Genomic DNA, 25,145 nt, shown 5'->3' on the forward strand with positions numbered 1-25,145 from the left:
GGCGGCACCCACCACAGCGGCGGCGCTCACCAAATAGCCCGCTCGAGTTAAAACAAAGACTTTCAGAAAGAGAACCACAATGAGCAACGTTGCAGTCATCGGACTCGGAATCATGGGCCTCCCCATGGCCATCAACCTCGTCAAGGCCGGCCACACGGTCACCGGTTTCAACCGCAGCCAGGACAAGATCGACAAGCTCGTCTCCGAGGGCGGCCAGGGTGCCACCAGCATCGCTGACGCAGTCAAGGACGCCGACGTCGTCATCACCATGGTCCCGGACTCCCCCGATGTTGAGGGCGTAGTCAGCGGCAAGGACGGCGTCTTCGCCAACGCGAAGAAGGGCACCCTCTGGATCGACGCATCCAGCATCCGCCCGGACGTCGCCAAGCGCCTCTCGGACGACGCCGTAGCAGCAGGCATCCGCCCCCTCGACGCACCGGTATCCGGTGGCGAACAGGGCGCAATCGACGCCGTCCTGTCCATCATGGTCGGTGGCGAAGCTGCAGACTTCGAGGCAGCGCAGGATGTCCTCAACGCAGTGGGCAAGACCATCGTCCACGTCGGCCCGTCCGGCTCCGGCCAGACCGTCAAGGCAGCCAACCAGCTGATCGTGGCCGTGAACATTCAGGTCCTTGGCGAGGCCATCGCCTTCCTTGAGGCCTACGGCGTAGACACCGACGCAGCACTGAAGGTCCTCGGCGGCGGCTTGGCCGGCTCCAAGGTCCTCGAGCAGAAGGGTCAGAAGATGCTGGACCGCAACTTCGACCCCGGCTTCCGCCTGGCCCTCCACCACAAGGACCTCGGCATCGTCACCTCCGCGGCCCGCGAAGCCAACGTCGCTGTCCCGCTCGGCGCAGTTGTCGCCCAGCTCGTCGCCGCAACCGTCAACCAGGGCGACGGCGGCCTCGACCACTCGGGCCTCTTCAAGCAGGTCCTCCAGCTCAGCGGCCGCAGCTAACCTCAGCCGCCCAAGAGGCAACTAAGCAACAAAAGCAGGGAACCCGCCGTCGTACTTAAACGACGGCGGCTCCCTCACCACACCCAAAAACACCACAGACTTCGCCCGCAAGGGCAAAAAACAAGGAGTACACCATGGCAAAGATGCGCACCGTTGATGCGGCCGTAGCCATCCTGGAAAAGGAAGGCGCAACCGAAGCTTTCGGTCTGCCCGGCGCAGCGATCAACCCCTTCTACTCAGCAATGCGTGCCCACGGCGGTATCCGCCACACGCTGGCCCGCCACGTTGAAGGCGCCAGCCACATGGCCGACGGCTACAGCCGCGCAGCTGATGGCAACATCGGCATCTGCATCGGCACCTCGGGCCCCGCAGGCACGGACATGATCACCGGACTGTACGCAGCCCAGGCTGATTCCATCCCCATGCTCTGCATCACCGGCCAGGCACCGGTTGCCAAACTGCACAAGGAAGACTTCCAGGCTGTGGACATCGAGTCCATCGCCAAGCCGTTGACCAAGTTCGCCATGACCATCCTGGAGCCGGGCCAGGTTCCCGGCGCGTTCCAGAAGGCTTTCCAGCTGATGCGCTCGGGTCGTCCGGGCCCGGTCCTGCTGGACCTGCCCATCGACGTTCAGATGGCCGAGATCGAGTTCGACATCGACGCCTACGAGCCCCTGCCGGTGGAGAAGCCCAAGGCTTCCCGCAAGCAGCTGGAAAAGGCTTTGGACCTGCTGACCGCTGCCAAGCACCCGCTGATCGTTGCCGGTGGCGGGATCATCAACGCCGGCGCTTCGGCTCAGCTGGTTGAGCTGGCCGAGATCCTCAACGTTCCGGTTATCCCCACCCTGATGGGCTGGGGCACCATCCCGGACGACCACCAGCTGATGGCCGGCATGGTTGGCCTGCAGACCTCGCACCGCTATGGCAACGAGACGTTCCTGCAGAGCGACTTCGTGATCGGCATCGGCAACCGTTGGGCCAACCGCCACACCGGCGGCCTGGACACCTACACGGCCGGCCGTAAGTTCGTGCACATCGACATTGAGCCGACGCAGATCGGTCGCGTTTTCTCCCCGGACTTGGGCATTGCGTCCGACGCCGGTGCGGCGCTGGACGGTCTGTTGGAGCTGGCCCGCGAACGCCAGGCCGCTAAGACCCTGCCGGACTACTCGGGTTGGGTTGCCGAGTGCCAGGAGCGCAAGGGCTCCCTGCACCGCAAGACCAACTTCAACAACGTGCCCATCAAGCCGCAGCGCGTGTACCAGGAGATGAACAAGGCCTTCGGCCGCGACACCACCTACGTGTCCACCATTGGTCTGTCGCAGATCGCCGGCGCACAGATGCTGCACGTCTTCGGTGCCCGCAAGTGGATCAACGCAGGCCAGGCCGGCCCGCTGGGCTGGACCGCTCCCGCTGCATTGGGCGTAGTTCGTGGAACGCCGGACGCCACCGTTGTTGCCCTGTCCGGTGACTACGACTTCCAGTTCATGATTGAAGAACTGGCCGTTGGCGCACAGTTCAACCTGCCGTACATCCACGTTGTGGTGAACAACAGCTACCTGGGCCTGATCCGTCAGAGCCAGCGCGGCTTCAACATGGAGCAGAACGTTTCCCTGGCCTTCGAGAACATCAACTCCCCGGAGACCAACGGCTACGGCGTTGACCACATCAAGGTTGCCGAAGGCTTGGGCTGCAAGGCCATCCGTGTTGAGGACCCCAATGATCTGCCTGCCGCTTTCGACAAGGCCAAGGCACTCATGGGCGAGTTCAAGGTTCCCGTGGTGGTTGAAGTGATCCTGGAAAAGATCACCAACATCTCCATGGGCGTTGAGATCAACGGCGTGAACGAGTTCGAAGAGCTGGCAGAAACCGCGGCGGACGCTCCGACCGCGATCCTGACCAAGGCTTAAAGAAATACTGAAAGGAGGCACCGGAATGCGTGTTGTCATCGCCCCGGACAAATTCAAGGGCTCGCTGTCCGCGCCCGACGTCGCCAAGCACCTGGCAACAGGCCTGCAGGCGGGGTTTGGCAAAGGCATTGAGGCAACACGCATTCCGGTGGCCGACGGCGGCGAAGGAACCATCGACGCCGCCATCGGCTCCGGCTTCAGCCGCCGGACCACCACCGTCACCGGCCCGCTCGGCGAGCCGGTGAAGGCAGACTTCGCAGTGCGGGACCAGGAAGCTGTCATCGAAATGGCGGCGGCTTCCGGTCTCGCCCTCCTGCCGGACGGCCCCACGTCTGAAACAGCCAAGACGGCAACCAGCATCGGCACGGGCGAACTCATCCGCGCCGCACTGGACCTCGGCTGCCGCAAGATCATCCTGGGTGTGGGTGGAAGCGCCAACACCGACGCCGGTGCAGGCGTCCTGCAGGGCCTCGGCACCGTGTTCCTGGATAAGGACGGCAACGAGCTCCCCGGCGGCGGTGCAGCTCTCGCCGAAATCGAGACCATCGACTTCTCCAACTTCGACGTCCGCGTTGAGGCAACGGAGTTCGTGTTGGCGTCCGACGTCGACAATCCCCTTTTGGGGGCCAGCGGAGCCCCAGCCATCTTCGGTCCGCAGAAGGGCGCGACGCCGGACGACGTCGCCGAACTCGACGCGGCAGCAAGCCACTTCGTGGACGTGCTCGCAGCAACCACCGGGCAGCACGCCAAGTACGCCGCCAAGGCAGAAGGCGCAGGAGCGGCAGGCGGTGTCGGCTACATTGCCATCGCAGCGCTGAAGGCAGAGCGGCGGCCGGGCATCGACGTCGTGCTTGAATTCACTGAACTCGAAGAACGCCTGAAGGGCGCCGACCTGGTGATCACCGGAGAAGGCAGCCTGGACGAGCAAAGCCTGCTCGGCAAGACCCCCATGGGTGTCTCGCGGGCGGCACAACGGAACGGGGTTCCCGTGATCGCAGTGTGCGGCCGGAGTACCCTGAGCCGGGAACAACTCACGGATGCCGGCTTCCACACGGTCCACGCACTGACCGATCTGGAAAAAGATGTCCAAAAATGTATCGCTGAAGCAGGTCCGTTGCTTGAACAATTAGGTAAGCACATAGGCGTGTACCTGGCGGAACGGACCGAAAATAAGGAGTACCTCAATGTCTGAAGCAATCGGCGCCTATGACCTCGTTATCCGGGGCCAGCGCATCCTGACCACCGCCGGCCTCGCAGCACGCGAAGTTGGCATCCGCGACGGCATCATCGTCGCCATCGAACCCCTGGGCAACGGCCTGACGGGCAACGAGGTCATTGAACTCGCAGACGACGAAACCCTCATCCCCGGCCTGGTGGACACCCACGTCCACGTCAACGAGCCCGGCCGCACCGAGTGGGAAGGCTTCGCCTCCGCCACACGCGCCGCAGCCGCCGGTGGCGTGACCACCATCATCGACATGCCGCTGAACAGCATCCCGCCCACCACCAGCGTGGACGGTCTGGAGCAGAAGCGCGTGGTCGCCAAGGACCAGGCTTTTGTCGACGTCGGATTCTGGGGCGGTGCCATCCCGGGCAACAAGAGCGACCTCCGCCCGCTGCACGACGAAGGCGTTTTCGGCTTCAAGTGCTTCCTCCTGCACTCCGGCGTGGACGAATTCCCGCACCTGGACGCGGACGAGATGGAAGAGGACATGGCTGAGCTCAAGTCCTTCGACTCCCTCATGATCGTCCACGCTGAGGACTCCCACGCCATTGACCGCGCCCCGCACCCCGGCGGCGACCACTACGAAACCTTCCTCGCCTCCCGCCCCCGCGGCGCCGAGAACAAGGCAATCGCCGAGGTCATCGAACGTGCCCGCTGGACCGGCGCCCGCGCCCACATCCTGCACCTCTCCTCCTCGGACGCACTGCCTATGATCGCGTCAGCGAAGCGCGACGGCGTCAACCTCACCGTTGAGACCTGCCCGCACTACCTGACGCTCATGGCCGAAGAAATCCCCGACGGCGCCACGGCCTACAAGTGCTGCCCGCCCATCCGCGAGGCCTCCAACCGCGAGCTCCTCTGGAAGGGCCTGCAGGAGGGCACCATCGACTGCATCGTCTCGGACCACTCCCCCTCCACACTGGATCTGAAGGACCTGGAGAACGGCGACTTCGCAGTAGCTTGGGGCGGCGTTTCCTCGCTCCAGCTGGGCCTGTCCCTGATCTGGACCGAAGCCCGCCACCGCGGCATCCCGCTGGAACAGGTGGTTTCCTGGATGGCTGAGAAGCCCGCCGCCCTGGCCCGCCTGCACAACAAGGGCCAGCTCGCACTTGGCTACGACGCCGACTTCTCCATCTTCGCCCCGGACGAAGCGTTCGTTGTGGACGTCACCAAGCTCAAGCACAAGAACCCGATCACGCCGTACGACGGCCGTCCGCTGGCCGGCGTCGTCCGCAAGACCTACCTGCGCGGCACCCCGATCGACGGCCAGAACCCCGGCGGCAAGCTGCTCCGCCGCGGCAACGTTTAGGTCAACCGTCATGGCAGTCAATGCCTACGGGCCGCCGCCGTCGCGAGGGCCCGCAGCACGCGGATCTTTCACGGGACGCGGCCCGAACCCCCGCAGCGTTAATGACCGGAACGGCCTCACCGCCCACGGGCTGGCCCTCTGGGTCAACCCGGCCGAGGGCGACGAGATCGATCCCGCAGTCTGGGAGCGGGCAGCACGCCTTGTGCTGGCCCGCGCCATGAAACTTGCCCCGGAGGCGGAAGTCCGCATCTGGCCCGCCACCGGGGCAGAGCACTCCGGCGTCGGCGACACTTCCTGGGGCGGCACTCCGCAGGAAGCCGCCGACGCCGGTACCAACGGCTCTCTCTCGCTGGCCGATGCCCTCGCGGAGGCGCGTTCGGTGACGCGTGCGGAAGCCGTTTCCGACGGCGGCGACAGCACCGAAGAGGGCGGCAGCACCGCCGTCGAGCCCGTAACGTTGGCCAGCCGCCGCAGTCAACTTGCGGTGGACCTCGCCGCTGAAGTAGTGCTGCTGGACGGCGAGCCAGTTTCCTTTACTGGCATGGAATACAAGCTGCTGCGCTACCTCGTGGTTAACTGCTCACGGGCCATCAGCCGTGAAGAATTGCAACGTTTTTTGGAGTCATTTGACCTCCCCGGCGCTGCATTTCGCTCGATCGACGTTTATGTTGGAAGGGTGCGGCGGAAGCTAGGCTCCGCCCGTCACACCGTCGCCACCGTCCGTGGTGGCGGCTACCAGTTCGTGCCAGGCCCTTATGCCACAGTGCGCGGACCTGCGGAATACAGCATCTAGATTCGCTGTTGTAAAAGATCAACGCCCCGCAATTTGCTTGACCGCTGTTGTTTGAAATGAAGGCCGGCTGTTTGCCGGTGAAACGTAAAGGATCGCCATGACCCAGAAACTCCTCGTCGGAACGCAAGCACCTGATTTCGCGCTTCTCGACGCCGACGGCACCAAGGTCTCGCTGTCCGACTACCGCGGACGCAACGTCATTGTGTACTTCTACCCGAAGGCAGCCACCCCCGGCTGCACCACCGAAGCCTGCGATTTCCGCGACAACCTCGCCAGCCTGCAGGGCAAGGGCTACGAGGTCATCGGGATCTCCCCGGACGCCCCGGAAGCACTCTCCAAGTTCACCGGTGAATTTGCGCTGACCTTCCCGCTGCTCTCCGACGAAGACCACAAGGTCGCCCTCGCCTACGGCGCCTGGGGCGAGAAGCTGGTTGACGGCGAAATCGTGGAAGGCCTGGTGCGCTCCACCGTTGTCCTGGACGGCGAAGGCACCGTGAAGCTCACGCAGTACCAGGTCAGCGCGCAGGGCCACGTCCAGGCGCTGAAGGAAGAGCTGGGCGTCTAACCCTCTCGCACATCCCCGGGCCTGAGCCGAACCCTCTTCCACATCCCCCGGGCCTGAGCGAATCCCTCTCTCACATCCCCCGGGCCTGAGCCCAACGCTCTTCCACATCCCCGGGCCTGAGCCCAACGCTCTTCCACATCCCCCGGGCCTGAGCCGAACGCTCTTCCACATCCCCCGGGCCTGAGCGAATCCCTCTCTCACATCCCCCGGGCCTGAGCCCAACGCTCTCTCACATAACTGCACAAAACCTGTAACGCCCGCCCACTTTTATGAGCGGGCGTTTCATGTACCGTGACTAAACGTGACAAATACCCAGCAGCATTAGTTAATGGAGCCATGGTCTCTCCCACGCCCGTCCGCCACGCTGTAGTCGTCGAAGATGACGCCGACATCCGTGGCCTCCTCGTCCTGGTCCTCGAGCAGCTCGACTTTGTGGTGACCGAAGCACCTGACGGCTTGTCCGGCGTCGAGGCTGTCCGCAACACCAACGCTGAATTGGTGACCCTGGATGTGAACCTCCCGGACATCGACGGCATGGAAGTGTGCAAGCGCCTGCGCGAATTCTCGGACGCTTACATCCTGATGCTGACCGCCAGGGCCGATGAGATCGACCGCCTGAACGGCCTGGACATCGGTGCCGACGATTACATCAACAAGCCCTTCAGCCCCAAGGAACTCCAGGCCCGCATCCGGGCACTGTTCCGCCGGGCCCGCACACCTGCCGCTCCTGCCGAAGACACCGCCCAGATGGACGAACTTGCGCGCGCAGCCGTGGTGCAACAGAGCCTCCTGCCCCGGGAAACAGTGCGGCTTGAGGGATACGACGTCGCCGGCGCCTTCCGCCCGACCCGCAGCGTCGGCGGGGACTTCTACGACTGGTACCAGACCAGGGACGGCATGCACCTGACGTTCGCGGATGCCATGGGCAAAGGCATGGGTGCGGCCCTGATCGCAGCCACAGTCCGCGCCGTGATGCGGTCGGTAGCGGACACCCCGGCCATCGACGCCGCCTTCACCTCGGCCAGCGCCACCATCACCACAGACCTGGACCAGTCCGGTTCCTTCGCCACCATGTTCCATGCACGGCTGGACGCCCCTTCCGGAAAGCTCAGCTACATCGACGCCGGTCACGGCCTCGCGCTGTACATCCCGGCTGAGGGGGCGGTCCAGAGGTTGGTTTCCGCCGGCCCCCCGGTGGGCATCCTCGAAGGACAGCACTGGCCCGCCGCTGAGCTGTTGATGGAGCCCGGCGACACCCTGGTGATCGTCAGCGACGGCGTGCTGGACGCCCACGCTTCCCTCGAAGATTTCATCCGGAACGTGGAAAAGTCGGCGCGGAGCGAGGCAACCTCGGACGGCGTATGCGCTGCCCTTCTTGAGTTGGCACCCGCGGCGACAGCGGAAGACGACGTGACCGCCGTCGTCGTTCGCAGAAAACCTGACGTCCGACTCTAACGAACCACAAAAAAGGGGGGATTGTGACACGTTTCTGGACCCGGCTGTTCGTTGTCCTGACAGTCATTTTGGGCGTCAACTATGTGGCGTGGCGCTGGATGGCCTCGCTGAACTGGGAGGCGTGGTGGATCGCCGTTCCGTTGGTGATCGCCGAAACGTACAGCCTCATTGACGTGATCCTGTTCGGCCTGACCGTGTGGAACCTCAAGATCCGCAAGCCGCCTCCCGCTCCCCCGGCTGACGCCACCGTGGACGTCTTCATCACCACGTACAACGAGCCGCTGGATCTGGTGATGACCACGGCACTGGCCGCCAAGGACATCCGCTGGCCGCACAGCACCTGGATACTCGACGACGGCGATCGTCCCGAGATGCGCCAACTCGCCAAGTCGCACGGGATTGGCTACGTGACGCGTGGCGCGGACTGGACGCCGGACATGCCGCGGCACGCCAAGGCCGGCAACCTGAACAACGCCCTCATGGTCACCTCGGGCGAATACCTGCTGATCCTCGACGCCGACCAGATCCCCGAGCCGGACATCCTGGACAAAACGCTGGGCTACTTCAACGATGACCGCGTAGCGCTGGTCCAGACCCCGCAATACTTCATCAACGTCCCCGCCGACGATCCCCTGGGCAGCCAGGCACCGCTCTTCTACGGCCCCATCCAACAGGGCAAGGACGGCTGGAATGCGGCGTTCTTCTGCGGCTCCAACGCCATCCTCCGCCGGGAAGCCCTCATGCAGCTGGGCCTGGTGGGCTACGTCAAAGCCACCGAGGACAGCGTGCGCCGGGCCCTGGCCGCCTCCCGATCCGCCATCAAGAAAGCACGGCGCTCGGCCGAAGCCAAAAACCCCCTGGTGGAGCAGATGCTCAACGAGGTAGAGGCCGCCACCAACGCCGCCCAACTGGAACTCGAGGCCCGGGCACCCCTCAGCGAGATCACGTACCGGGTCCGCCGCAAAGTCGACGAAGCCGTGCGCACCTTGGTGGCCGCCGACTTCTCCGCGCTGCAGGCCGACCTCGAAGAAATCGCCGCGATGGAACTGGCCCACGTCGGAGAGTCGGGCGTGACCACGGTGGCGAGTGACGCCGTCGACCGCATGTCCGGACGCGACTGGTCCCCGCTGGGTGCGCTGGAATCGGTCCACGCCATCCTGTCCGCCATCTCCGTGGAACGCACCGACGAAGCACAGCCAATCATGCCGCTGGCCACCATCTCCGTCACCGAGGATATGGCCACGTCCATGCGCCTGCACGGCCTGGGCTGGAAGAGCGTGTACCACCATGAAATCCTCGCCAACGGCCTGGCACCCGAAGACCTCAAAACCATGCTCACCCAACGCCTTCGCTGGGCCCAGGGCACCATGCAGGTCCTCCTGCGCGAAAACCCGCTGGTCCAACGCCGGATGTCCTGGGGCCAGCGGCTCATGTACTTCTCCACCATGTGGAGCTACCTGAGCGGCTTCGCAGCCGTGGTGTACTTCGCAGCGCCCATCATTTACCTGATTCTGGGCATCCTTCCGGTGAGCAGCCTCAGCCTCGACTTCTTCATCCGTTTCATCCCGTTCATGGTGGTGAACCAACTGCTGTTTGTGGTGGCCGGCCACGGCATCCCCACCTGGCGCGGGCAGCAGTACAGCCTCGCGCTGTTCCCCACCTGGATCAAAGCATGTACGACGGCGGCGCGGAACGTTTGGTTCGGACGCCCCCTCGGGTTTGCGGTCACCCCCAAGGCACGCCAGAGCGGCGGCCCGAGTTGGAGCCTGATCCGGCCGCAGATCATTGTGGCGGTCTTGTTGGCCATCGCGTTGGTGGTGGGTATTGCCCGGCTGTTGACCGGCCTCTCCGAACCTTTGGGAACTTTGGTGAACGTCGCCTGGGTTGCTTACGACCTTGTGGTCCTGAGCGTGCTGGTCAAGGCAGTTTTGTATAAGGGCTTTGTACCTGCAGGCGATGCGCCTGAAGGTATCGGCCCCCAGGATGTTGGGCCCGAGCGCCCCGAGGAAAGGAACGCAGATGCAGTTTAGCTATGAGGTCAAGGACTCCTACGCGGAGGTGAAGAGCGTCGGCCGCCTGAACATGGTGGCAGCGCCCAAACTCCGCGAGGTAGTGAACGAGGTTGTAGCCGGCGGGTCCAGCAGGGTTGTGGTCAACCTGGCCGAAACGGACTTCATGGATTCCTCGGGCCTCGGCGCCCTCATCGGTTGCCTCAAAGCAGCCCGCCAGGCAGGTGGCGACCTCCGGATTGCCGGCGTTCAACCCCAGGTGAAGATGGTCTTGGAACTGACCAACATGGACCGGGTCCTCACGGCGTACTCCACTGCCGAAGAGGCATTCGGAGATGACTGAGGTCATCGCCCGGCGTGGGTTCCACGGGCCTTCCAACGAGGAAGCGATCGAGGCCATCCACAACGAGCTCGACGCCTTATGGGACGATGCCGCCTTTGTGCCGGACATGGATCGGATGACCTTCGCTACGGCCGTCATTGAGGCAGCAGCGAACATTGTGCAGCACGCACTCCCTGTGGCGGAGAAGCCCGTGGAGATCGACGTCGACATCAGCGTCCGGCCCTCCCGCCTGATCGCGAAGGTCAGCGCCTACAACGCCCGCGAGCCCTTCGCCAACGACATGCAGGCTTCCATGCCGGACGAGGATGCGGAGTCCGGGCGCGGGCTGGCACTCATCGAGGCTCTGGTGACCACGGTGACGTTCGAGCGCCAGGACGGCACAAACACCTGGATCCTCACCCGCAACACCTGATCCTCTTCCACGTCCCCACCCCTGGGCCCAACCATCTCCCACATCCCCCCACCCCTGAGCCCACCCCTCTCCCACATCCCCCCACCCCTGAGCCGAACCATCTCCCACATCCCCCACCCTTGAGCCGAACCATCACTCACATCCCCCACCCTTGAGCCGAACCATCTCTCACCTGCATGGGTCGTTCTGCCCATCGCCAAGCGAAACGCAACCTGACAGCATTCGGTGAGATCCGCCGTCGAACGTTAACCGGAAATTGGGGACGAAATGAACCGCAGCACGTACCTTAAGCCTTGGGCGCTGGCTGCTGCCCTGGCGCTGATGGCGACTGCGGGCTGCGGCAATACCCCGGACGGACCCACCCGGGAACCAAGCAGTGCACCCCCGGTTACGGCCAGCCCGGCGCCCGTGGCCGAGAGTGTCGCCAAGTACGACGCCCTGACCACCGAACTTGTTGCCGCTCTTGAAGCGAAGCTGCCGGGTATCACTTGGTCTGTGGACGACCCCGTAAGCCTGAGCCGGGTAAAAGATGGCCAATGCGTGCTCGCCCTACGGAGCATGAAAAGCAGCGCGGACATCGTGAAACCCTCACGGAGCTTTGAAGAGGTATTCGCCGCGGCCGATCCCATCCTGCAGCAGCACGGGTTCCCGGCGTTCGACGGAACTGACCCCACCCCGGGAGGCTGGGTGGTCAGCCGCAGCACCGACGCCGCGGGCGCCACGGTGACCATCCGCTCGAAGTTTCCGGCCTACCTCGACATCACCGCGCCAGTGCAGTCCGAAAGCTGCGATGCCAGCGAACTACCCCAGGGGGAAAAGTAATGCCCGGATTCTACGGCGCTGACATTGAACAGTTGCGGGCACTGGCAAAGACCATGTCCCGGCACTCGGAACGGATGACCTCCCTCTCCACGGAGCTGGGTCACTTGATCAGCAATGCGCGGTGGGACGGCCGCGACGCGGCGATGTTCAGGGCCTCGTGGGACTCCGAGCACCGCCCCATGCTGAAGAAGATTTCCGGCGAGCTGCAGGCCCAGGCCACAGAGCTGATCCGCAATGCGGACGAGCAGGACAAGTCCAGTTCCGGGTCCTCGGGCTCCGATCGCTCCGGGCGGGGAGACTCGAACCCACCCGGCGACCCGGGCCCCCTGAATCCGGACGCTCCCGACGTCGATGTGCCCGGCGACGTTCGCAACGACCCCGACGCCGGCGACCCCGCCGACATCAACCAGGGACAAATCGGCGACTGCTGGTTGCTGGCAGGAATCGGCTCCGTGGCCCAAGTGCTGGAGCGCGAAGGCAAGCTGGACGAGTTCCTCGAATCGCACATGCGTCCGGTCGGCGATCCGCCCACGCACTGGGTGGTCACACTGTACGAAGACGGCGAACCAGTCGAAGTAACTGTGGAGGCCAAGTCGACTGAGGGCGGTGTCCGCGGCGCCGACGGCGAGCCGAACTGGCTTTCCATTTACGAACGCGCAGCTGCCGAGCACCGCGGCGGGTCCTACGACGACATCGACGGCGGCTTCAGCAACGAGGCCATGGAACTGATGACCGGCCAGTCCGCAGACAAGGACGGCGAGCTGGACTTTGACGATATCGAGGACAAACTCTCGGATGGCCAAGCTGTTTCCGTGGGCACCGAAGATGTGAAGGATGACGACTTCGACTGGGTCTGGGAGTCCGACGAAGTCAACCGCACCGACGTCGTGCCCAACCACGCGTATGTTGTGGTCGATGTAAAGACCAACGACGACGGCGACAAAGTGATCGTCCTGGCCAACCCGTGGGGACCCTCCGGCGGATACTTGGAAGGCGACGACGACCATAAGTCCGGAACGCTGGAACTCACCGAAGATGAGTACAAGGAAAACTTCGACTCCGTGTACTCCGTGGACGTGAAGTAAGGATGGCCATGGAACAGCTGGTTACAGTCAAGCAGGGCATGCAGCCCACATTCGACGGCGTCAAGGTTGGCGTCGTCAAGATCGGTATCGCCGACGGTGCTCCCGCCATCCAATTCTGGATCCGGACCGCCGAACATCAGCGGAAGCAGGCGTTCCGAGAGGGCCAGTCGATCACCCTGCCGGGCGCGGGCTTGCTGACGGTGACGTCCATTCGACCCGCCGACAGCAGTTCCGCGGCGTCAGCAACGTTGACGTACGACGCCGGTCACGTCGCCGATTGATTGTCGGCGCCGGGGGATGTGAGAGACGGTTCGGCCCAAACCCGGGGGATGTGCAAGAGGGTTCCGCCCAAAACTCGGGGATGTGCAGGAGGGTCCCGCTCCAAGCCCGGGGGATGTGCAAGAGGGTTCCGCCCCAAGCCCGGGGGATGTGAGAGACGGTTGGGGCCCAAACCCGGGGGACGTGCAAGAGGGTTGGGCCCAAACCGGGGGGATGTGCAAGAGGGTTCCGCCCCAACCCCGGGGATGTGCAAGAGCGTCAGGCTTTCGCGATCGCCTCTTTCAGCGCTCCCAGCACCAGGGTCACCGAGGCACTGTTCGCATTCGGACCCATCATGCCGATCCGCCACACGGTGTCCGCGAACTCTCCCACGCCCGAGCCGATTTCCATACTGAATTTCTCCAGAAGGTAAGAGCGGACGGCAGCCGAGTTGACGCCGTCGGGCACTTTCACGGTGGTGAGGCTTGGCAGGCGGGAGCCTTCTGCGGCGAACAGTTCCAGCCCCATTTCCTGGAGCCCGTCCTGCAACGCCGCACCGGCTGCACGGTGCCGCGCCTGCACGTTCTCGAGGCCCTCGGCAAGGATGCGGTCCAGGGCGGCTTCGAGGCCGGCGATCATGGTGACGGGGGCGGTGTGGTGGTAGGTCCGGGCACCGCTGGCCGCGCCAACATAGCCTCCCAACAGCCCGATATCGAGGTACCAGGAGCGCGGATCCTTGACGCGGCGCTCGAAGGCGTGGTCGGACACGGTAAACGGCGAAAGTCCCGGCGGAACACCCAGGCATTTCTGCGTGCCGGCGTACCCGACGTCAATCCCCCAGTCGTCCGCGCGGAGTTCCAGACCGCCGATGGAGGTAACGGCGTCGGTGATCAGCAGGGCGTCGCCCTTGCCGGCACCGAGCGCGGCGATATCGGAGAGCACCCCCACAGAGGTTTCGGCGTGGACCGCCGCGATCACTTTCGGATTGGGGTGCGCCGAGAGCACGCGGTCGGCGTCCACGGGCTGGCCCCATTCGTGGTCAACACGGACCACCGTGGCACCGCAGCGCCGGGCAACTTCACACATGCGCGCCCCGAACAGTCCGTTAACAGCGATCACTGCCACGTCGCCGTCGGACACTGTGTTGACGAAAGCTGCTTCCATGCCGCCTGAACCTGTGGCACTCAACGGAAGTGTCCGTGCGTTGGACGTTCCCCACACCGTCCGGAGGCCCTCGCAGGTGTGGTCAAGGCGCTCAATGAAGACGGGGTCCAGATGCCCGAGGACCGGATAGGCCAACGCAGCCATGGCTTCGGGGTAGCAATTGCTCGGGCCGGGGCCGAACAGGAACCGGGACGTCAGAATATCGTGCATGTGCGAACTCCTTCAGCTGGTTGAGGTCATTCTGCCCCAGCCTGCTGCCCGGAGCGAACCAACCGCGTTCCAGCACCCCGCAGCCGAAACCGATCCGTTCCCCAAACGGCGAGCGCACCCAGCGCAAATACCGCCCCCAGGACACTGGCGCCGGCCCATCCCCACACCGCATAGACGGGCGCTACGACGGCGGCACCCACTGCGCTGCCTACCGAGTAGAACACCATATAGCTGCCGATGATGCTGCTGGCCGACTCTTCGGCGCCCCCAACAATGAGCGTTTGGCTGCTGACGTGCACGGCCTGGACTGCAGCGTCGAGCACGATGATCCCGGCTATGAACCACAGCAGCGACCAACTGCCGAAGGACAACGTGACCCACGAGGCCAGGAGCGCCGCCAACCCCCACCCTGTGACCCTCTGACCCCAACCATGGTCGGACGCGGTGCCGGCTTTGGAAGCAGCGAGAACGCCCACCATGCCCGCCAGCCCGAACAGTCCAATAATGCCCGGCGGAAGGTGCCATGACGGGCCGCTGAGCAGCAGCGACATCCCACTCCACAGCACCCCGAAGGACGCGAAAAGCAGCAAGGTGGTGAGCGACCGGGTCCGGAACACGGGATTCCTCCGCGTGAGGACCACCACGGACGAGGCAACGCGCCAATAACCCACCCCGCGCCTCTCGGCCTTTTCTTGGGGCAGGGCGCGGAAAACCGCGACGGCGAGGACAATCCCGGCCGCCGCGGCGAAAAGGTAGACCGACCTCCAGCCCCAGAGATCGGTCATGCCGCCCGCTACGGTCCGCGCCAGGATGAGGCCGCTCACGACGCCGGACGTGACGGTTCCGATGTTTCCGCCCCTTTGGTCGGGGGTACTGGCAGATGCGGCGTAGGCAACGATGGTCTGCACCACTGACGACGCCAACCCCAGGATCCCGAAGGCAACCAGGAGGGCAGCCTGCGACGACGCCAGTGTCACGGCACACGCGCCCACGGCACTGGCTGCAACCTGCACTGGAATGAGCAAGCGCCTGCTCACCAAGTCCCCCAACGGAACCAGGAGGACCAGTCCCAGGAGATAGCCGGCCTGGGAGGACGCCACGATCCAGCCAAGGCTTGCTGTGGGCAAATCCAGATCGGCGCCGATCCGCTCAAGCAATGGTTGCCCGTAGTAGATGTTCGAGACCATGAAGCCGGCCACAACGGCCAACAGCAGCAGGAGAGCCCGGCTGATTCCCTCACGGGAATGCATGGGTTGTTTGGTGCCCAAGATGCCCCTCTCCCTAGATTGGTTTCAATATGCAACCGTTTGACCTTATGGCAGAATGGTTTTATGTTGCAACCAAGTGATGTCGAGTGGACCGACCCGGAGTGCCCGGTTGCCCGCGCCGCCGATCTTGTGGGGGACAAGTGGAGCCTGCTGATCATCAGGGACTCCCTGGACGGCAAGCGTCGTTTCTCCGAATATGAGAGGTCGCTCGGGGTGGCAAAGAACATCCTTTCGGATCGCCTCCGGCTCCTTGTGGACAGGGGTGTCCTGAACAGGGCTCCCAACGACCGCGGTACGCGCAGTGAGTACCAACTGACGGAGGCCGGCCGGGACCTCTTCACCGTGATCCTCAGCCTTCGGCAGTGGGGCGAGCGCAATGCATTTGGCGCCAAAGAGCACCATTCAGCCCTCATGGATCCAGCCACGGGTCAGCCGGTCCCGCAACTTCGGCCCCTCGGGGACAGCGGCATGGAACTCAAACCCGAACAGACATTGCTGGTCAAAGTGGGACAAACGTTGCCTGACAGCTCAGCGCCGGCTGTCACCGGGAAGTAGCGGGCCCCTGACCGAAAAGAACACCCAGGAACCTCCGGGCAGCAACTGCTAAGGTTACTCACCAATACTGAGGCCGCCACGGATAGGGGACACGAGTGACGACTGAAGGAAAAGAGGCGCCGGAGCAAGGCGTCTCCGGTGAGGTAAACCAGGACAGATTTGTCGCGGGAAAGGACCTGACCCGCTGGAAGTCGCCGGTTGGCCACACCCTGGCGCGCGGAGCAGAAGGGATCACCAAGTTCCTGGGTCCCTACGCCGCACTGATCATCACGCTGGTGGTGGGCCTGGCCGTGGCACTGTCCCTGGCCTGGGCCTTTGGGGAAGTCTACGAATCCGTGACCGAGGCCGATGGCGTCGCGGGCCTTGACCACCCGGTCCTCGATGCCGCCAAGTCCGTCAGATCACCGGCCGCAGACGTTGCCATCACCGCCTATACGAACATCGGCGGAACGGTGGGCATGCCGCTGATAGCGGTCGCGATCATGATTTTCCTTGCCCTGAGGCGTCGCTCATGGACTCCGGTAATCCTGATGCTCGCCGCCGGCCTTGGCTCGCTTCTCATCACCATCCTGGGCAAGCCATTGTTTGGCCGCACCCGCCCCGATCTCGCCGACGCCATCCCGCCGTATGAGCACTCGCCATCGTTCCCCAGCGGCCACTCGCTGAATTCGATCGTGATCGCTGGCATCGTCGCCTATCTGATCATCCTCAGGCTTAACACCACCCGGTCCAGGGTCATCACCATTTTGGTAGCGGCCGTATTCGCCATGACCATGGGCTTGAGTCGGGTATACCTGGGCCACCACTGGCTGACGGACGTGCTGGCCGCGTGGGCCATCGGTATCGCCTGGCTGGCCTTGGTGATCACCGCCCATCGCCTGTACCTGACCGTGCGGGCCCGACGCCATGGCAGTCCCCGCAGGGTAGTCTCTTGACACCGGCGGGGCTGCTCCGCTTAACTGAATTACGTATGCTGAAATAACAGTTCCATGATGCGGAAGCATTGAAGCACGCGCTTCCTCTTGCACCAGCAGGAGTTCCGCATAGCCCACACCATGGATGCCAGCATTTGCACAAGGATGTCACAAGCATGGAGCTTGCAGAATTCAACAGTGTTGACCGGGACGAGGCCATCAGGATCCTGACCCCTTGCCTGGATATCACCCGCTGGGTGGAGTCGGTCGTCGACGCCCGCCCCTTCTCCAGTGTCGAGGAATTGTTGGGGCAGGCCCAGCAGGCCGCAGAGCCCTTCACCTCCGAGGAAGTGGAGTCAGCCATGGCCCACCACCCCAGGATCGGCGAACGGCCCAAGGCACAGACCACCGAGGCAGCAATGTCACGGTCGGAGCAAGCGGGAGTGGATCCGGGAGACAGCGCGGTCACCACCGCCCTCGCCGAAGGAAACCGCGCCTACGAGGAAAAGTTCGGCAGGGTCTTCCTGATCCGCGCCGCGGGACGCAGTGCGCAGGAAATTCTCGGCACACTCCAGGAACGCATCACCCACACGCCCGAAGAAGAAGACACAATCGTGGCTGGCCAACTGCGGGAGATCGCACTGCTGCGCCTCTCCGGCTTGATCAGCGAAGGAGTCAACGCATGAGCGTTTCACAAGTAACAACCCACATCCTGGACACAGGTTCCGGCCGCCCGGCGGCGGGTGTCGCCGTCGTACTCTACGTCCGCGAAGGCGACGACTGGACCCTGGTGGCGAAGGGCGAAACCGATGCCGACGGCCGCATCAAGACCCTTGGCCCCGAGCGGATTCCCGGCGGCGCTTACCGCCTGAACTTCGCCACCGGCGCCTACTACGAGGGCCTCGGCACGGAGACGTTCTTCCCCGAAGTGGACCTCAACTTCACAGTTTCCGACGCCGGTGAGCACTACCACGTGCCGCTCCTGCTGAGCCCGTTCGCATTCTCGACGTACCGCGGCAGCTGACCCACCCCGCCGAGTTTCCAGTTAATGCCAATGTTCTTCAAGGACATTGGCATTAACTGTCACTTGGGCGGAGAACGGTAGGCTTTAACGCATGGCTTCAGAGGACACCACCCCCAACTCCGCCCGTCGCGAGATCACGGTTCGCCGGGCACCCAAGTTTGTTCCCTTCATGATTTTGGGAGCAGTGGTTGGTGCAATCGTGGCAGCCATCATCGCGTACGGCCGCCAGGCAGACCCCGCTTTCGACGCCGGCACGGTGTTCGGCTTCTTCCTGATCGTTTGCGCGGGCGGCGGCGTCATTCTTTTCTCCATCCTCGCCCTGGTCCTGGACCGGATCAGCATCAAGCGCACACAGCGTGCCGTAGTTGAGCCCGTTCCGGATTCGGTTCCGGACGAAGGACCAGAGAACGACGGCGTCCGCTGACTCAGGCGCCCGGCCCACCTGCTTGCGGGGGTGCCAAGTGTGAGACGCGCCGCATTTTCGGCCGAACTCCCCTGATCAAGGCCCGTTCCGGGGGTCACATAAGCTGCGGGGGAACGTACCACGCCGACATCATGAGACAATCGACCAGTGGCACGTGGCGACGGAAAACTTTCTCATGATCTTCTCCCCGGCGAAAAAGGCCCCCAGGACGCTTGTGGCGTCTTCGGGGTTTGGGCTCCCGGTGAAGAAGTAGCAAAACTCACCTATTACGGGCTGTATGCGCTGCAGCACCGCGGACAAGAATCGGCTGGTATAGCTACCAGTGACGGCAAGCGCATTAATGTCTATAAGGACATGGGCCTTGTGTCCCAGGTCTTCGATGAGACAACCCTGAACACCCTTACCGGGCACCTGGCCGTTGGCCACTGCCGGTACTCCACCACCGGTGCAAGCCACTGGGCCAACGCGCAGCCGACCCTGGGTGCAACAGCAACCGGCACGGTTGCCCTGGCCCACAACGGCAACCTGACCAACACCGCTGAGCTCCGGGAAATGATCCTTGAGCGCAACGATGGCCAGCTGACCGGTGAAATGAAGCAGGGAAACACCTCGGACACCGCCTTGGTGACCGCACTCCTTGAGGGTGAAGAGGGCAAGACCCTGGAGCAGACCGCGCTGGAGCTGCTGCCCAAGATCAAGGGCGGCTTCTGCTTCGTCTTCATGGATGAAGGAACGCTCTACGCAGCCCGCGATACCTACGGCATCCGCCCCTTGTGCTTGGGCCGCCTGGAGCGCGGCTGGGTTGTCGCTTCCGAGCAGGCCGGCCTGGCCACCGTTGGCGCAAGTTTCATCCGCGAAATCGAGCCCGGCGAATTCATTGCCATCGACGAGGACGGCGTCCGCTCCCAGCGCTTCGCTGAGGCAACCCCCGCCGGCTGCGTTTTCGAATACGTCTACCTCGCCCGCCCGGACGCTGCCATTGCCGGCCGCTCCGTGTACGAGGCACGTGTGGAGATGGGCCGCCAGTTGGCCCGCGAAAACACCCACGAGGCAGACCTCGTTATTCCGGTTCCCGAGTCAGGCACCCCCGCAGCCGTGGGCTACGCCGAACAGTCGGGAATCCCGTTCGCGCACGGCTTCGTCAAGAACGCCTACGTGGGCCGCACCTTCATCCAGCCCTCGCAGACCCTGCGCCAGCTGGGTATCCGCCTCAAGCTCAACGCTTTGGAGTCGGTGATCCGCGGCAAGCGCATTGTTGTGGTGGATGACTCGATCGTCCGCGGCAACACGCAGCGTGCCATCGTACGGATGCTCCGGGAAGCCGGTGCCGCCGCGGTACACGTAAAGATTTCCTCTCCCCCGGTCCAGTGGCCCTGCTTCTACGGGATCGACTTCGCGTCCCGCGCGGAACTGATCGCCAACGGTGCCACCATCGAGGAGATCTCCCAGGCAATCGGCGCTGACTCGCTGGCCTACATCTCCGAGGACGGCATGATCGGCGCTACCCAGCAGCCGCGCGAACGTCTGTGCACCGCCTGCTTCACCGGCAAGTACCCCATCGAGCTTCCCCACGCGGACAAGCTCGGGAAGAACCTGCTGGAGCGCACCGACCTTGGCGGCCTGCCTGCTGCCTCTGAGGCCGATTCCGTGGACGATACCGAGGACCCGGCCGAGAAGCCCGGCGCCACGGGCTGCGATCCCGGACCTGACGCCGAATTCGAAAACCTGCTTACCGACGCTGATCGTTTGACCGACGCCGACAAGAAAGAGTCTGTATGAGCTCCGCAACACCCGCCGCTGAGAATAACTCCGGTATCACCTACGCCTCCGCGGGTGTGGACGTCGAAGCGGGAGACCGCGCAGTCGAACTCATGAAGGGCGCCATCAAGGCCACCCACAACTCGTCGGTGATCGGCGGCGTCGGCGGTTTCGCTGGCCTGTACGACGTCTCGAAGCTGCTGACCTACAAGAAGCCGCTGCTCGCAACGTCCACCGATGGCGTGGGCACCAAGGTAGCCATCGCCCAGGCCATGGACATCCATGACACCATCGGTTTCGACCTCGTAGGCATGGTGGTGGACGACATCGTTGTGGTGGGCGCTGAGCCGCTCTACATGACCGACTACATCGCTTGCGGCAAGGTTGTCCCGGAACGCATCGCTGACATCGTCCGCGGTATCGCAGCTGCCTGCTCCGTGGCCGGCACCGCGCTGGTGGGTGGCGAGACCGCTGAGCACCCGGGCCTCCTGGGTGAGCACGAATACGACGTCGCAGGTGCTGCCACCGGCATCGTCGAAGCCGACGCCCTCCTCGGCCCGGACCGCGTCCGCGCCGGCGACGTCGTGATCGGCATGGCATCCTCCGGCCTGCACTCCAACGGCTACTCCCTGGTCCGCCGCGTCATCAACCACGCCGGCTGGGCCTTGGACCGCCAGGTATCCGAACTCGGCCGCACGCTGGGCGAAGAGCTTCTGGAGCCCACCCGCGTCTACGCAGCTGACTGCCTCGACCTCGCCCGCACCTTCCCCGTCACGGGCGGCGCGGCAGTGCACGGCTTCAGCCACGTCACCGGTGGTGGCCTCGCCGCCAACCTGGCACGCGTCCTCCCGCAGGGCCTGGTAGCTACGGTTGACCGCAACACCTGGGAACTGCCGGCCATCTTCAAGCTGGTCTCCGAGCTGGGCAACGTCCCCCTGGCCGACCTGGAGCGCACGCTAAACCTCGGCGTGGGCATGGTTGCCATTGTTTCCGCCGAAGCAGCCGATGCTGCCGTGGCCCGCCTGAACGACCGTGGCCTGCCCTCCTGGGTTATGGGCACCGTTGCAGCTGACAGCGACTCGATCGACAAGACCGGCCCGGACTACGTCCAGGGTGCCAAGGGCGTCGACGGCGGCGCTGTGCGTTTGGTGAACGCCTACGCCTAAGCGCGTTATTGCTTCATAAAAGAGCGGCCAGGCAGTGATGAACTGCCCGGCCGCTCTTTTACGTTTCCGGCGTCTTCGGTGTGTTGACGCCTTGGGTGCGTCTCCGGGGCCTTCCTGGGCTTCGGTGTGTTCAGGCCTTCAGCGCCTTCAGTGTCTTCAGCGTCTTCAGTGTCTTCAGACCTGGATCAAGCTCAGGATTCCGCCTTGCGGGTCCTGAATCGTGGCGAGTGAGCCTGTCTCGGCCCCTTCTTCCGGCTCGACCAGCAGTTCCCCTCCGGCGGCCAGCGCGGCTTCAGCGGCCTTACGCACGTCGGCCACGCCAAAGTAGATCTGCCAGGCAGCGTCCTCGCCTTCATCGGCAGGAACGATGCCGGCCACCTCGTCACCGTTGACCATCAACGTACTGTAGCTGCCGCCGTCGTCCTGCGGATATTCCGTAACCTCATGCCCGAATAGCTGCTGGAAGAACCCGACGGCGGCCTGCGGCTCAGGTGTCAACAGTTCAGCCCAAGCCAAGGCGCCGGGCTCGTTGAACAGGTGGCTTCCCACATGCGTTCCCGCCTGCCAAATACCTGTAGTCCCGCCGCCCGGAGGTTCGACGAACGCCAAAACCCCTGTATCCGCTACTGCCTCGGGACCAAACTGAAGCTTCCCGCCTGCGTGGGCGGCGTCGTCGGCGATTTCGTCGGTATCAGTGGCGGCGATGTAGATATTCCACTGACCGTGCGTTCCGGCTGCCTCCTGCATGGGGTTCTGCGGTGCGATGACGGCCACCAGCTGATCCTTGACGAAGGCTTGCGCATAGCTTCGCCCGTCCGGAGTGGGAAGGTCCTTGTAGCTCCACCCGAAAACCTGCTGATAAAAATCCTTGGCCGCGGACACGTCCCTGGTCTGGAGGTCGGCCCAGCACGGCTCTCCGCTGGCGTAGTGCTTACGTGAAGTCATGATGCCAAGCCTGTCATGATGCTGAAGGCTGCGCCTGCAGGGTCCATGAGGACTGCCATGCGTCCGACTCCCGGCACGTCGAATGCGGGGGCAATAACGTGGCTGCCCAGCTCGACGGCCCGCTCCACAGTCGCGTCAATATCCACCACATTGAAGTAGGTCATCCAGAACGGTGACAAGCCCTGGATAGGCAGCTTCAGCGCACCCGCAATTCGTCGTCCGTCCACCAGCAGGCTTGTGTACTCCTGCAAGTCGCCGGATGGTTCAGTTTCGCTGGTGCAGCCGGTCACGGCCTCGTAGAAAGCTACGGCTTTAGGGACATCGTTGGTCTGTAGTTCATTCCAGATCATGGTTCCCGGCTCGTTGACCAGCCCCGACCCCGGATGCTTTCCTGCTTCCCAAAAGCCAATCTGGGCTCCAGTAGGATCTGTGGCGAAGAACATACGCCCGGACCCGTTTGGAACGGAGTCAGGAGGGAAAAGGAGGGCACCGCCGGCAGCTTCCACCCTCTGCGCGGCCTCGTCAGCCGAGTCAACCGCAAGATAGTTGGCCCAGTAGGACGGCATCCCTTCCGGGGCATCCGGCATCTGCTGCATCATTCCGGCAACGTATCGGCCCTTGAGTTTGGCCATGTAATACGTCATGCCGTTCCCGGCATCCATGGCGTCCAGCTCCCATCCGAAGAGGTCGCTGTAGAACCTGGTGGAAACGTCAATGTCGGTGGAAGAAAGGTCCACCCAACACGGCGTCCCCTGCGTGTAGCTGTCGACCTCCGGCATGGCGTTCCTTTCAATGCACTCGAAACTCCAGCCTACGCAAAAAAGGGCCCTCAGGGTACGCCAATGACTGGCGTGCCCTGAGGCCCTTTTTTCAAAAGATTTCCGGCATCCTGAAATGCGCGATGACCTTGAAAGTACGACGGCGGTCCGCAACTCAGCGCCTACGGCACCTGTTGGTTGCGACAGCTATCCGATCCGGCGGGTGTCAACCTCGTCGTCATCATCTTCCGCGTACTTGTCCTCATAAGCCGAATAGTCCGGCTCAGGGGGATCGTCGGGGAAGTGGCTCTTGACACGACTGGACGGACCCGTGAGCTCCCGCTCAAGTGCCGAATAGTCAGTGTTCGGGGAGTAGTACTTAATATCCCGAGCCTGCTTGGTAGCTTTTGCCTTTTGACGGCCGCGCCCCATGGCGTGACCCCCTTTTGTACTTGGACCGGAGGTGGTCACCTTGGCTATCGGTGAGGCCCCGGAATGTTTGGTCAATTTGTCGTATGTCTAGATTACATGCTTTCAGGGGTGCCTGCGCGCCACCACAGCCCCCATCCGGACCAGCCTTGGCCAAAAGCACGGCCAAACACCTCCCTGGGGGCCAAAAATTGGGTAGAGTCTGCCTCAATGCGGCGTCACAGCAGGAAGGGCACACCCAGGAAATGAGCCAGGACAACACCCCGCCACGCGAGGGCTCCCCACGCGATAAGGACAAGGATGGGGTGCCTCCCGCGCCCAAAACCGAACCCGCCGGCGCTGATACGCCGGCATCCGGGACGGGCGGGCAAACGGACGGGGCATCAGGCAGCCAGCAGCCCGAGCAACCGACCGCGACCGGCCCCGACAAGCAACCTTCGCCCGAGCCTGGGCAACAGCCCGTCTGGGGACAGCAGCCTGGAACGGTTGCGGGACAAGCTGTTGCGGGACAAGCTGTTGCGGGACAAGCTGTTGCGGGACAACCTGTTGGGGGACAAGCTGTTGCGGGACAGGCTACTGGCCGGCCGGATCCGGAACAGTCCGCCGCGTCCCCGGCCCAGCAACCGCCCTCCCCTGACACGCAAACCACGCCGGCCCCCTGGGCATCCCCGTCAGGGCTTCAGCCGGATCCCGCACCGGAGCTCGATCCCGACTTCGTTCCAGATCCTACCTCCCAGCCAGACCCGACGATGCCACCGTCTGACGGACAAGCCCCTAAGTACGCCAGCGCCTATCCGGGCCAGCAGCCGTATCCGGGCCAGCAGCCGTATCCGGGCCAAGAGCCACAGCCCGAACCGCACGGGGATCCGGTAAAGCGGCAGCGTTTGGTCATTGGCGGAATTGTGGTGGGTGTTCTCGTCCTCATAGGCGTGGTGATTTGGGTGCTGCTGAACCTGCTGGGAACCCGTCCCGAAGCCGCTGTCACCACCCCAAGCGCCACCGCTACCCCGGGGCCGCTTCCCCGTGACGCCAATTCCAAGGACTTCCAGGTGGGCGACTGCTTCGCCGACTTTGATCCCAACGCAAGCGAAGCACGCGCGGTAGCCTGCGACACCGAGCACTCTGCCCAGCTCATTGGAGTCCACGTGTACCCGGGCGAGGATTCCTTCCCCGGAACCAATGCTCTGCGTGACAAGGGCCGCGAGGTGTGCAAGGCCTCGGTGGCAAAGCTCAACGATGCGGCCGGAAACTACGTCCTGCTGCAGCAGAATGTGTACCCGAGTACCACCAGTTGGGATCGGGGCGACCGTCGGGTCGATTGCTTCATTGTGGTGGACTCAGGCAACACCATCAAAGAAGACCTCCTGCAGAAGTAGCCCGCCGGCT

The 25,145-nt window shown here is 63.8% G+C and carries 26 protein-coding genes; 21 read left to right on the forward strand and 5 right to left on the reverse strand.

The annotated features are described in order from the left end of the window. The first annotated feature begins 79 nt into the window (after nucleotides 1-79). The 13 genes from LDN85_RS18420 (at nucleotide 80) to LDN85_RS18480 (ending at nucleotide 13,167) form a co-directional block, all read left to right on the forward strand. Nucleotides 80-958, forward strand: coding sequence for a 2-hydroxy-3-oxopropionate reductase (locus LDN85_RS18420; protein WP_223943761.1), 879 nt, complete (start codon nucleotides 80-82; stop codon nucleotides 956-958). A gap of 134 nt (nucleotides 959-1,092) precedes the next feature. Then, nucleotides 1,093-2,868, forward strand: a complete 1,776-nt coding sequence (gcl, locus tag LDN85_RS18425) for a glyoxylate carboligase (RefSeq protein WP_223943762.1) — start codon at nucleotides 1,093-1,095, stop codon at nucleotides 2,866-2,868. Nucleotides 2,869-2,893: 25 nt separating this feature from the next. After that, entirely contained in the window at nucleotides 2,894-4,060 is a 1,167-nt protein-coding gene (locus LDN85_RS18430) for a glycerate kinase (RefSeq protein WP_223943763.1), read from the forward strand. Then, nucleotides 4,053-5,402, forward strand: a complete 1,350-nt coding sequence (gene allB / locus LDN85_RS18435) for an allantoinase AllB (protein ID WP_026543500.1) — start codon at nucleotides 4,053-4,055, stop codon at nucleotides 5,400-5,402. The genes LDN85_RS18430 and allB overlap by 8 nt, the downstream gene beginning before the upstream one ends. A gap of 10 nt (nucleotides 5,403-5,412) precedes the next feature. Further along, nucleotides 5,413-6,195, forward strand: coding sequence for a winged helix-turn-helix domain-containing protein (locus LDN85_RS18440; protein ID WP_223943764.1), 783 nt, complete (start codon nucleotides 5,413-5,415; stop codon nucleotides 6,193-6,195). A gap of 97 nt (nucleotides 6,196-6,292) precedes the next feature. Next, nucleotides 6,293-6,760 (forward strand): thioredoxin-dependent thiol peroxidase, encoded by a 468-nt coding sequence (gene bcp / locus LDN85_RS18445; protein WP_026543498.1) that lies wholly within the window; start codon nucleotides 6,293-6,295, stop codon nucleotides 6,758-6,760. A gap of 336 nt (nucleotides 6,761-7,096) precedes the next feature. Then, a complete protein-coding gene (locus LDN85_RS18450) occupies nucleotides 7,097-8,215 on the forward strand; it encodes a SpoIIE family protein phosphatase (protein WP_223943765.1) in 1,119 nt (372 codons plus the stop codon). A 23-nt stretch (nucleotides 8,216-8,238) separates the two neighbouring features. Beyond that, on the forward strand, nucleotides 8,239-10,245 hold the full coding sequence (locus tag LDN85_RS18455; protein WP_223943766.1) for a glycosyltransferase family 2 protein: 2,007 nt from the start codon (nucleotides 8,239-8,241) through the stop codon (nucleotides 10,243-10,245). Beyond that, nucleotides 10,235-10,567: an STAS domain-containing protein gene (locus LDN85_RS18460; RefSeq protein ID WP_026543495.1), complete on the forward strand. Its 333-nt coding sequence runs from the start codon at nucleotides 10,235-10,237 to the stop codon at nucleotides 10,565-10,567. The genes LDN85_RS18455 and LDN85_RS18460 overlap by 11 nt, the downstream gene beginning before the upstream one ends. After that, nucleotides 10,560-10,979: an ATP-binding protein gene (locus LDN85_RS18465; RefSeq protein WP_223943767.1), complete on the forward strand. Its 420-nt coding sequence runs from the start codon at nucleotides 10,560-10,562 to the stop codon at nucleotides 10,977-10,979. Before LDN85_RS18460 ends, LDN85_RS18465 begins: the two co-directional genes overlap by 8 nt. Nucleotides 10,980-11,246: 267 nt before the next feature. Continuing rightward, nucleotides 11,247-11,801, forward strand: coding sequence for a hypothetical protein (locus LDN85_RS18470; protein ID WP_223943768.1), 555 nt, complete (start codon nucleotides 11,247-11,249; stop codon nucleotides 11,799-11,801). Continuing rightward, complete coding sequence (locus tag LDN85_RS18475; protein ID WP_223943769.1) at nucleotides 11,801-12,886, forward strand: C2 family cysteine protease; 1,086 nt, start codon at nucleotides 11,801-11,803, stop codon at nucleotides 12,884-12,886. The genes LDN85_RS18470 and LDN85_RS18475 overlap by 1 nt, the downstream gene beginning before the upstream one ends. Nucleotides 12,887-12,894: 8 nt before the next feature. Beyond that, a complete protein-coding gene (locus LDN85_RS18480; RefSeq protein WP_223943770.1) occupies nucleotides 12,895-13,167 on the forward strand; it encodes a hypothetical protein in 273 nt (90 codons plus the stop codon). Nucleotides 13,168-13,423: 256 nt separating this feature from the next. Here LDN85_RS18480 and LDN85_RS18485 read toward each other — a convergent pair whose 3' ends face one another. Both LDN85_RS18485 and LDN85_RS18490 read right to left on the reverse strand, forming a co-directional pair. Next, nucleotides 13,424-14,518, reverse strand: coding sequence for an alanine--glyoxylate aminotransferase family protein (locus LDN85_RS18485; RefSeq protein WP_223943771.1), 1,095 nt, complete (start codon nucleotides 14,516-14,518; stop codon nucleotides 13,424-13,426). 26 nt (nucleotides 14,519-14,544) lie between these two features. Further along, the gene (locus LDN85_RS18490; RefSeq protein ID WP_223943772.1) at nucleotides 14,545-15,786 is read right to left on the reverse strand and encodes an MFS transporter; all 1,242 of its coding nucleotides are present in this window, start codon (nucleotides 15,784-15,786) and stop codon (nucleotides 14,545-14,547) included. Between the two features lie 63 nt (nucleotides 15,787-15,849). On the opposite strand from LDN85_RS18490, the gene LDN85_RS18495 reads away from it, so the two are divergent. From LDN85_RS18495 to purM, 7 genes are all read left to right on the forward strand, one after another. Further along, nucleotides 15,850-16,341: a helix-turn-helix domain-containing protein gene (locus tag LDN85_RS18495; RefSeq protein ID WP_223943773.1), complete on the forward strand. Its 492-nt coding sequence runs from the start codon at nucleotides 15,850-15,852 to the stop codon at nucleotides 16,339-16,341. A gap of 95 nt (nucleotides 16,342-16,436) precedes the next feature. Continuing rightward, nucleotides 16,437-17,276 carry a phosphatase PAP2 family protein gene (locus tag LDN85_RS18500; protein ID WP_223943774.1) on the forward strand — a complete coding sequence of 280 codons (840 nt, stop codon included), beginning with the start codon at nucleotides 16,437-16,439 and terminating at the stop codon, nucleotides 17,274-17,276. A gap of 155 nt (nucleotides 17,277-17,431) precedes the next feature. Beyond that, complete coding sequence (gene uraD / locus LDN85_RS18505; RefSeq protein ID WP_223943775.1) at nucleotides 17,432-17,941, forward strand: 2-oxo-4-hydroxy-4-carboxy-5-ureidoimidazoline decarboxylase; 510 nt, start codon at nucleotides 17,432-17,434, stop codon at nucleotides 17,939-17,941. Continuing rightward, the gene (gene uraH, locus LDN85_RS18510; RefSeq protein ID WP_017199951.1) at nucleotides 17,938-18,279 is read left to right on the forward strand and encodes a hydroxyisourate hydrolase; all 342 of its coding nucleotides are present in this window, start codon (nucleotides 17,938-17,940) and stop codon (nucleotides 18,277-18,279) included. The genes uraD and uraH overlap by 4 nt, the downstream gene beginning before the upstream one ends. A gap of 91 nt (nucleotides 18,280-18,370) precedes the next feature. After that, entirely contained in the window at nucleotides 18,371-18,703 is a 333-nt protein-coding gene (locus LDN85_RS18515; RefSeq protein WP_026543486.1) for a hypothetical protein, read from the forward strand. Nucleotides 18,704-18,850: 147 nt separating this feature from the next. Further along, nucleotides 18,851-20,482 (forward strand): amidophosphoribosyltransferase, encoded by a 1,632-nt coding sequence (gene purF / locus LDN85_RS18520; RefSeq protein WP_026547027.1) that lies wholly within the window; start codon nucleotides 18,851-18,853, stop codon nucleotides 20,480-20,482. Further along, on the forward strand, nucleotides 20,479-21,627 hold the full coding sequence (gene purM, locus LDN85_RS18525; RefSeq protein WP_223943776.1) for a phosphoribosylformylglycinamidine cyclo-ligase: 1,149 nt from the start codon (nucleotides 20,479-20,481) through the stop codon (nucleotides 21,625-21,627). The genes purF and purM overlap by 4 nt, the downstream gene beginning before the upstream one ends. 174 nt (nucleotides 21,628-21,801) lie before the next feature. On the opposite strand, the gene LDN85_RS18530 is transcribed toward purM, so the two are convergent. From LDN85_RS18530 to LDN85_RS18540, 3 genes are all read right to left on the reverse strand, one after another. Then, entirely contained in the window at nucleotides 21,802-22,572 is a 771-nt protein-coding gene (locus LDN85_RS18530) for a VOC family protein (protein ID WP_091552204.1), read from the reverse strand. After that, a complete protein-coding gene (locus LDN85_RS18535) occupies nucleotides 22,569-23,351 on the reverse strand; it encodes a VOC family protein (RefSeq protein ID WP_223943777.1) in 783 nt (260 codons plus the stop codon). The genes LDN85_RS18530 and LDN85_RS18535 overlap by 4 nt, the downstream gene beginning before the upstream one ends. Before the next feature lie 186 nt (nucleotides 23,352-23,537). Then, complete coding sequence (locus LDN85_RS18540) at nucleotides 23,538-23,762, reverse strand: DUF3073 domain-containing protein (protein WP_011776148.1); 225 nt, start codon at nucleotides 23,760-23,762, stop codon at nucleotides 23,538-23,540. 746 nt (nucleotides 23,763-24,508) lie between these two features. Here LDN85_RS18540 and LDN85_RS18545 point away from each other — a divergent pair. Then, nucleotides 24,509-25,135, forward strand: coding sequence for a septum formation family protein (locus LDN85_RS18545; RefSeq protein ID WP_223943778.1), 627 nt, complete (start codon nucleotides 24,509-24,511; stop codon nucleotides 25,133-25,135). The last annotated feature ends 10 nt before the right edge of the window (nucleotides 25,136-25,145 follow it).

The organism is Arthrobacter sp. StoSoilB20 (genome assembly GCF_019977295.1).
Lineage (GTDB): Bacteria > Actinomycetota > Actinomycetes > Actinomycetales > Micrococcaceae > Arthrobacter > Arthrobacter nicotinovorans_A.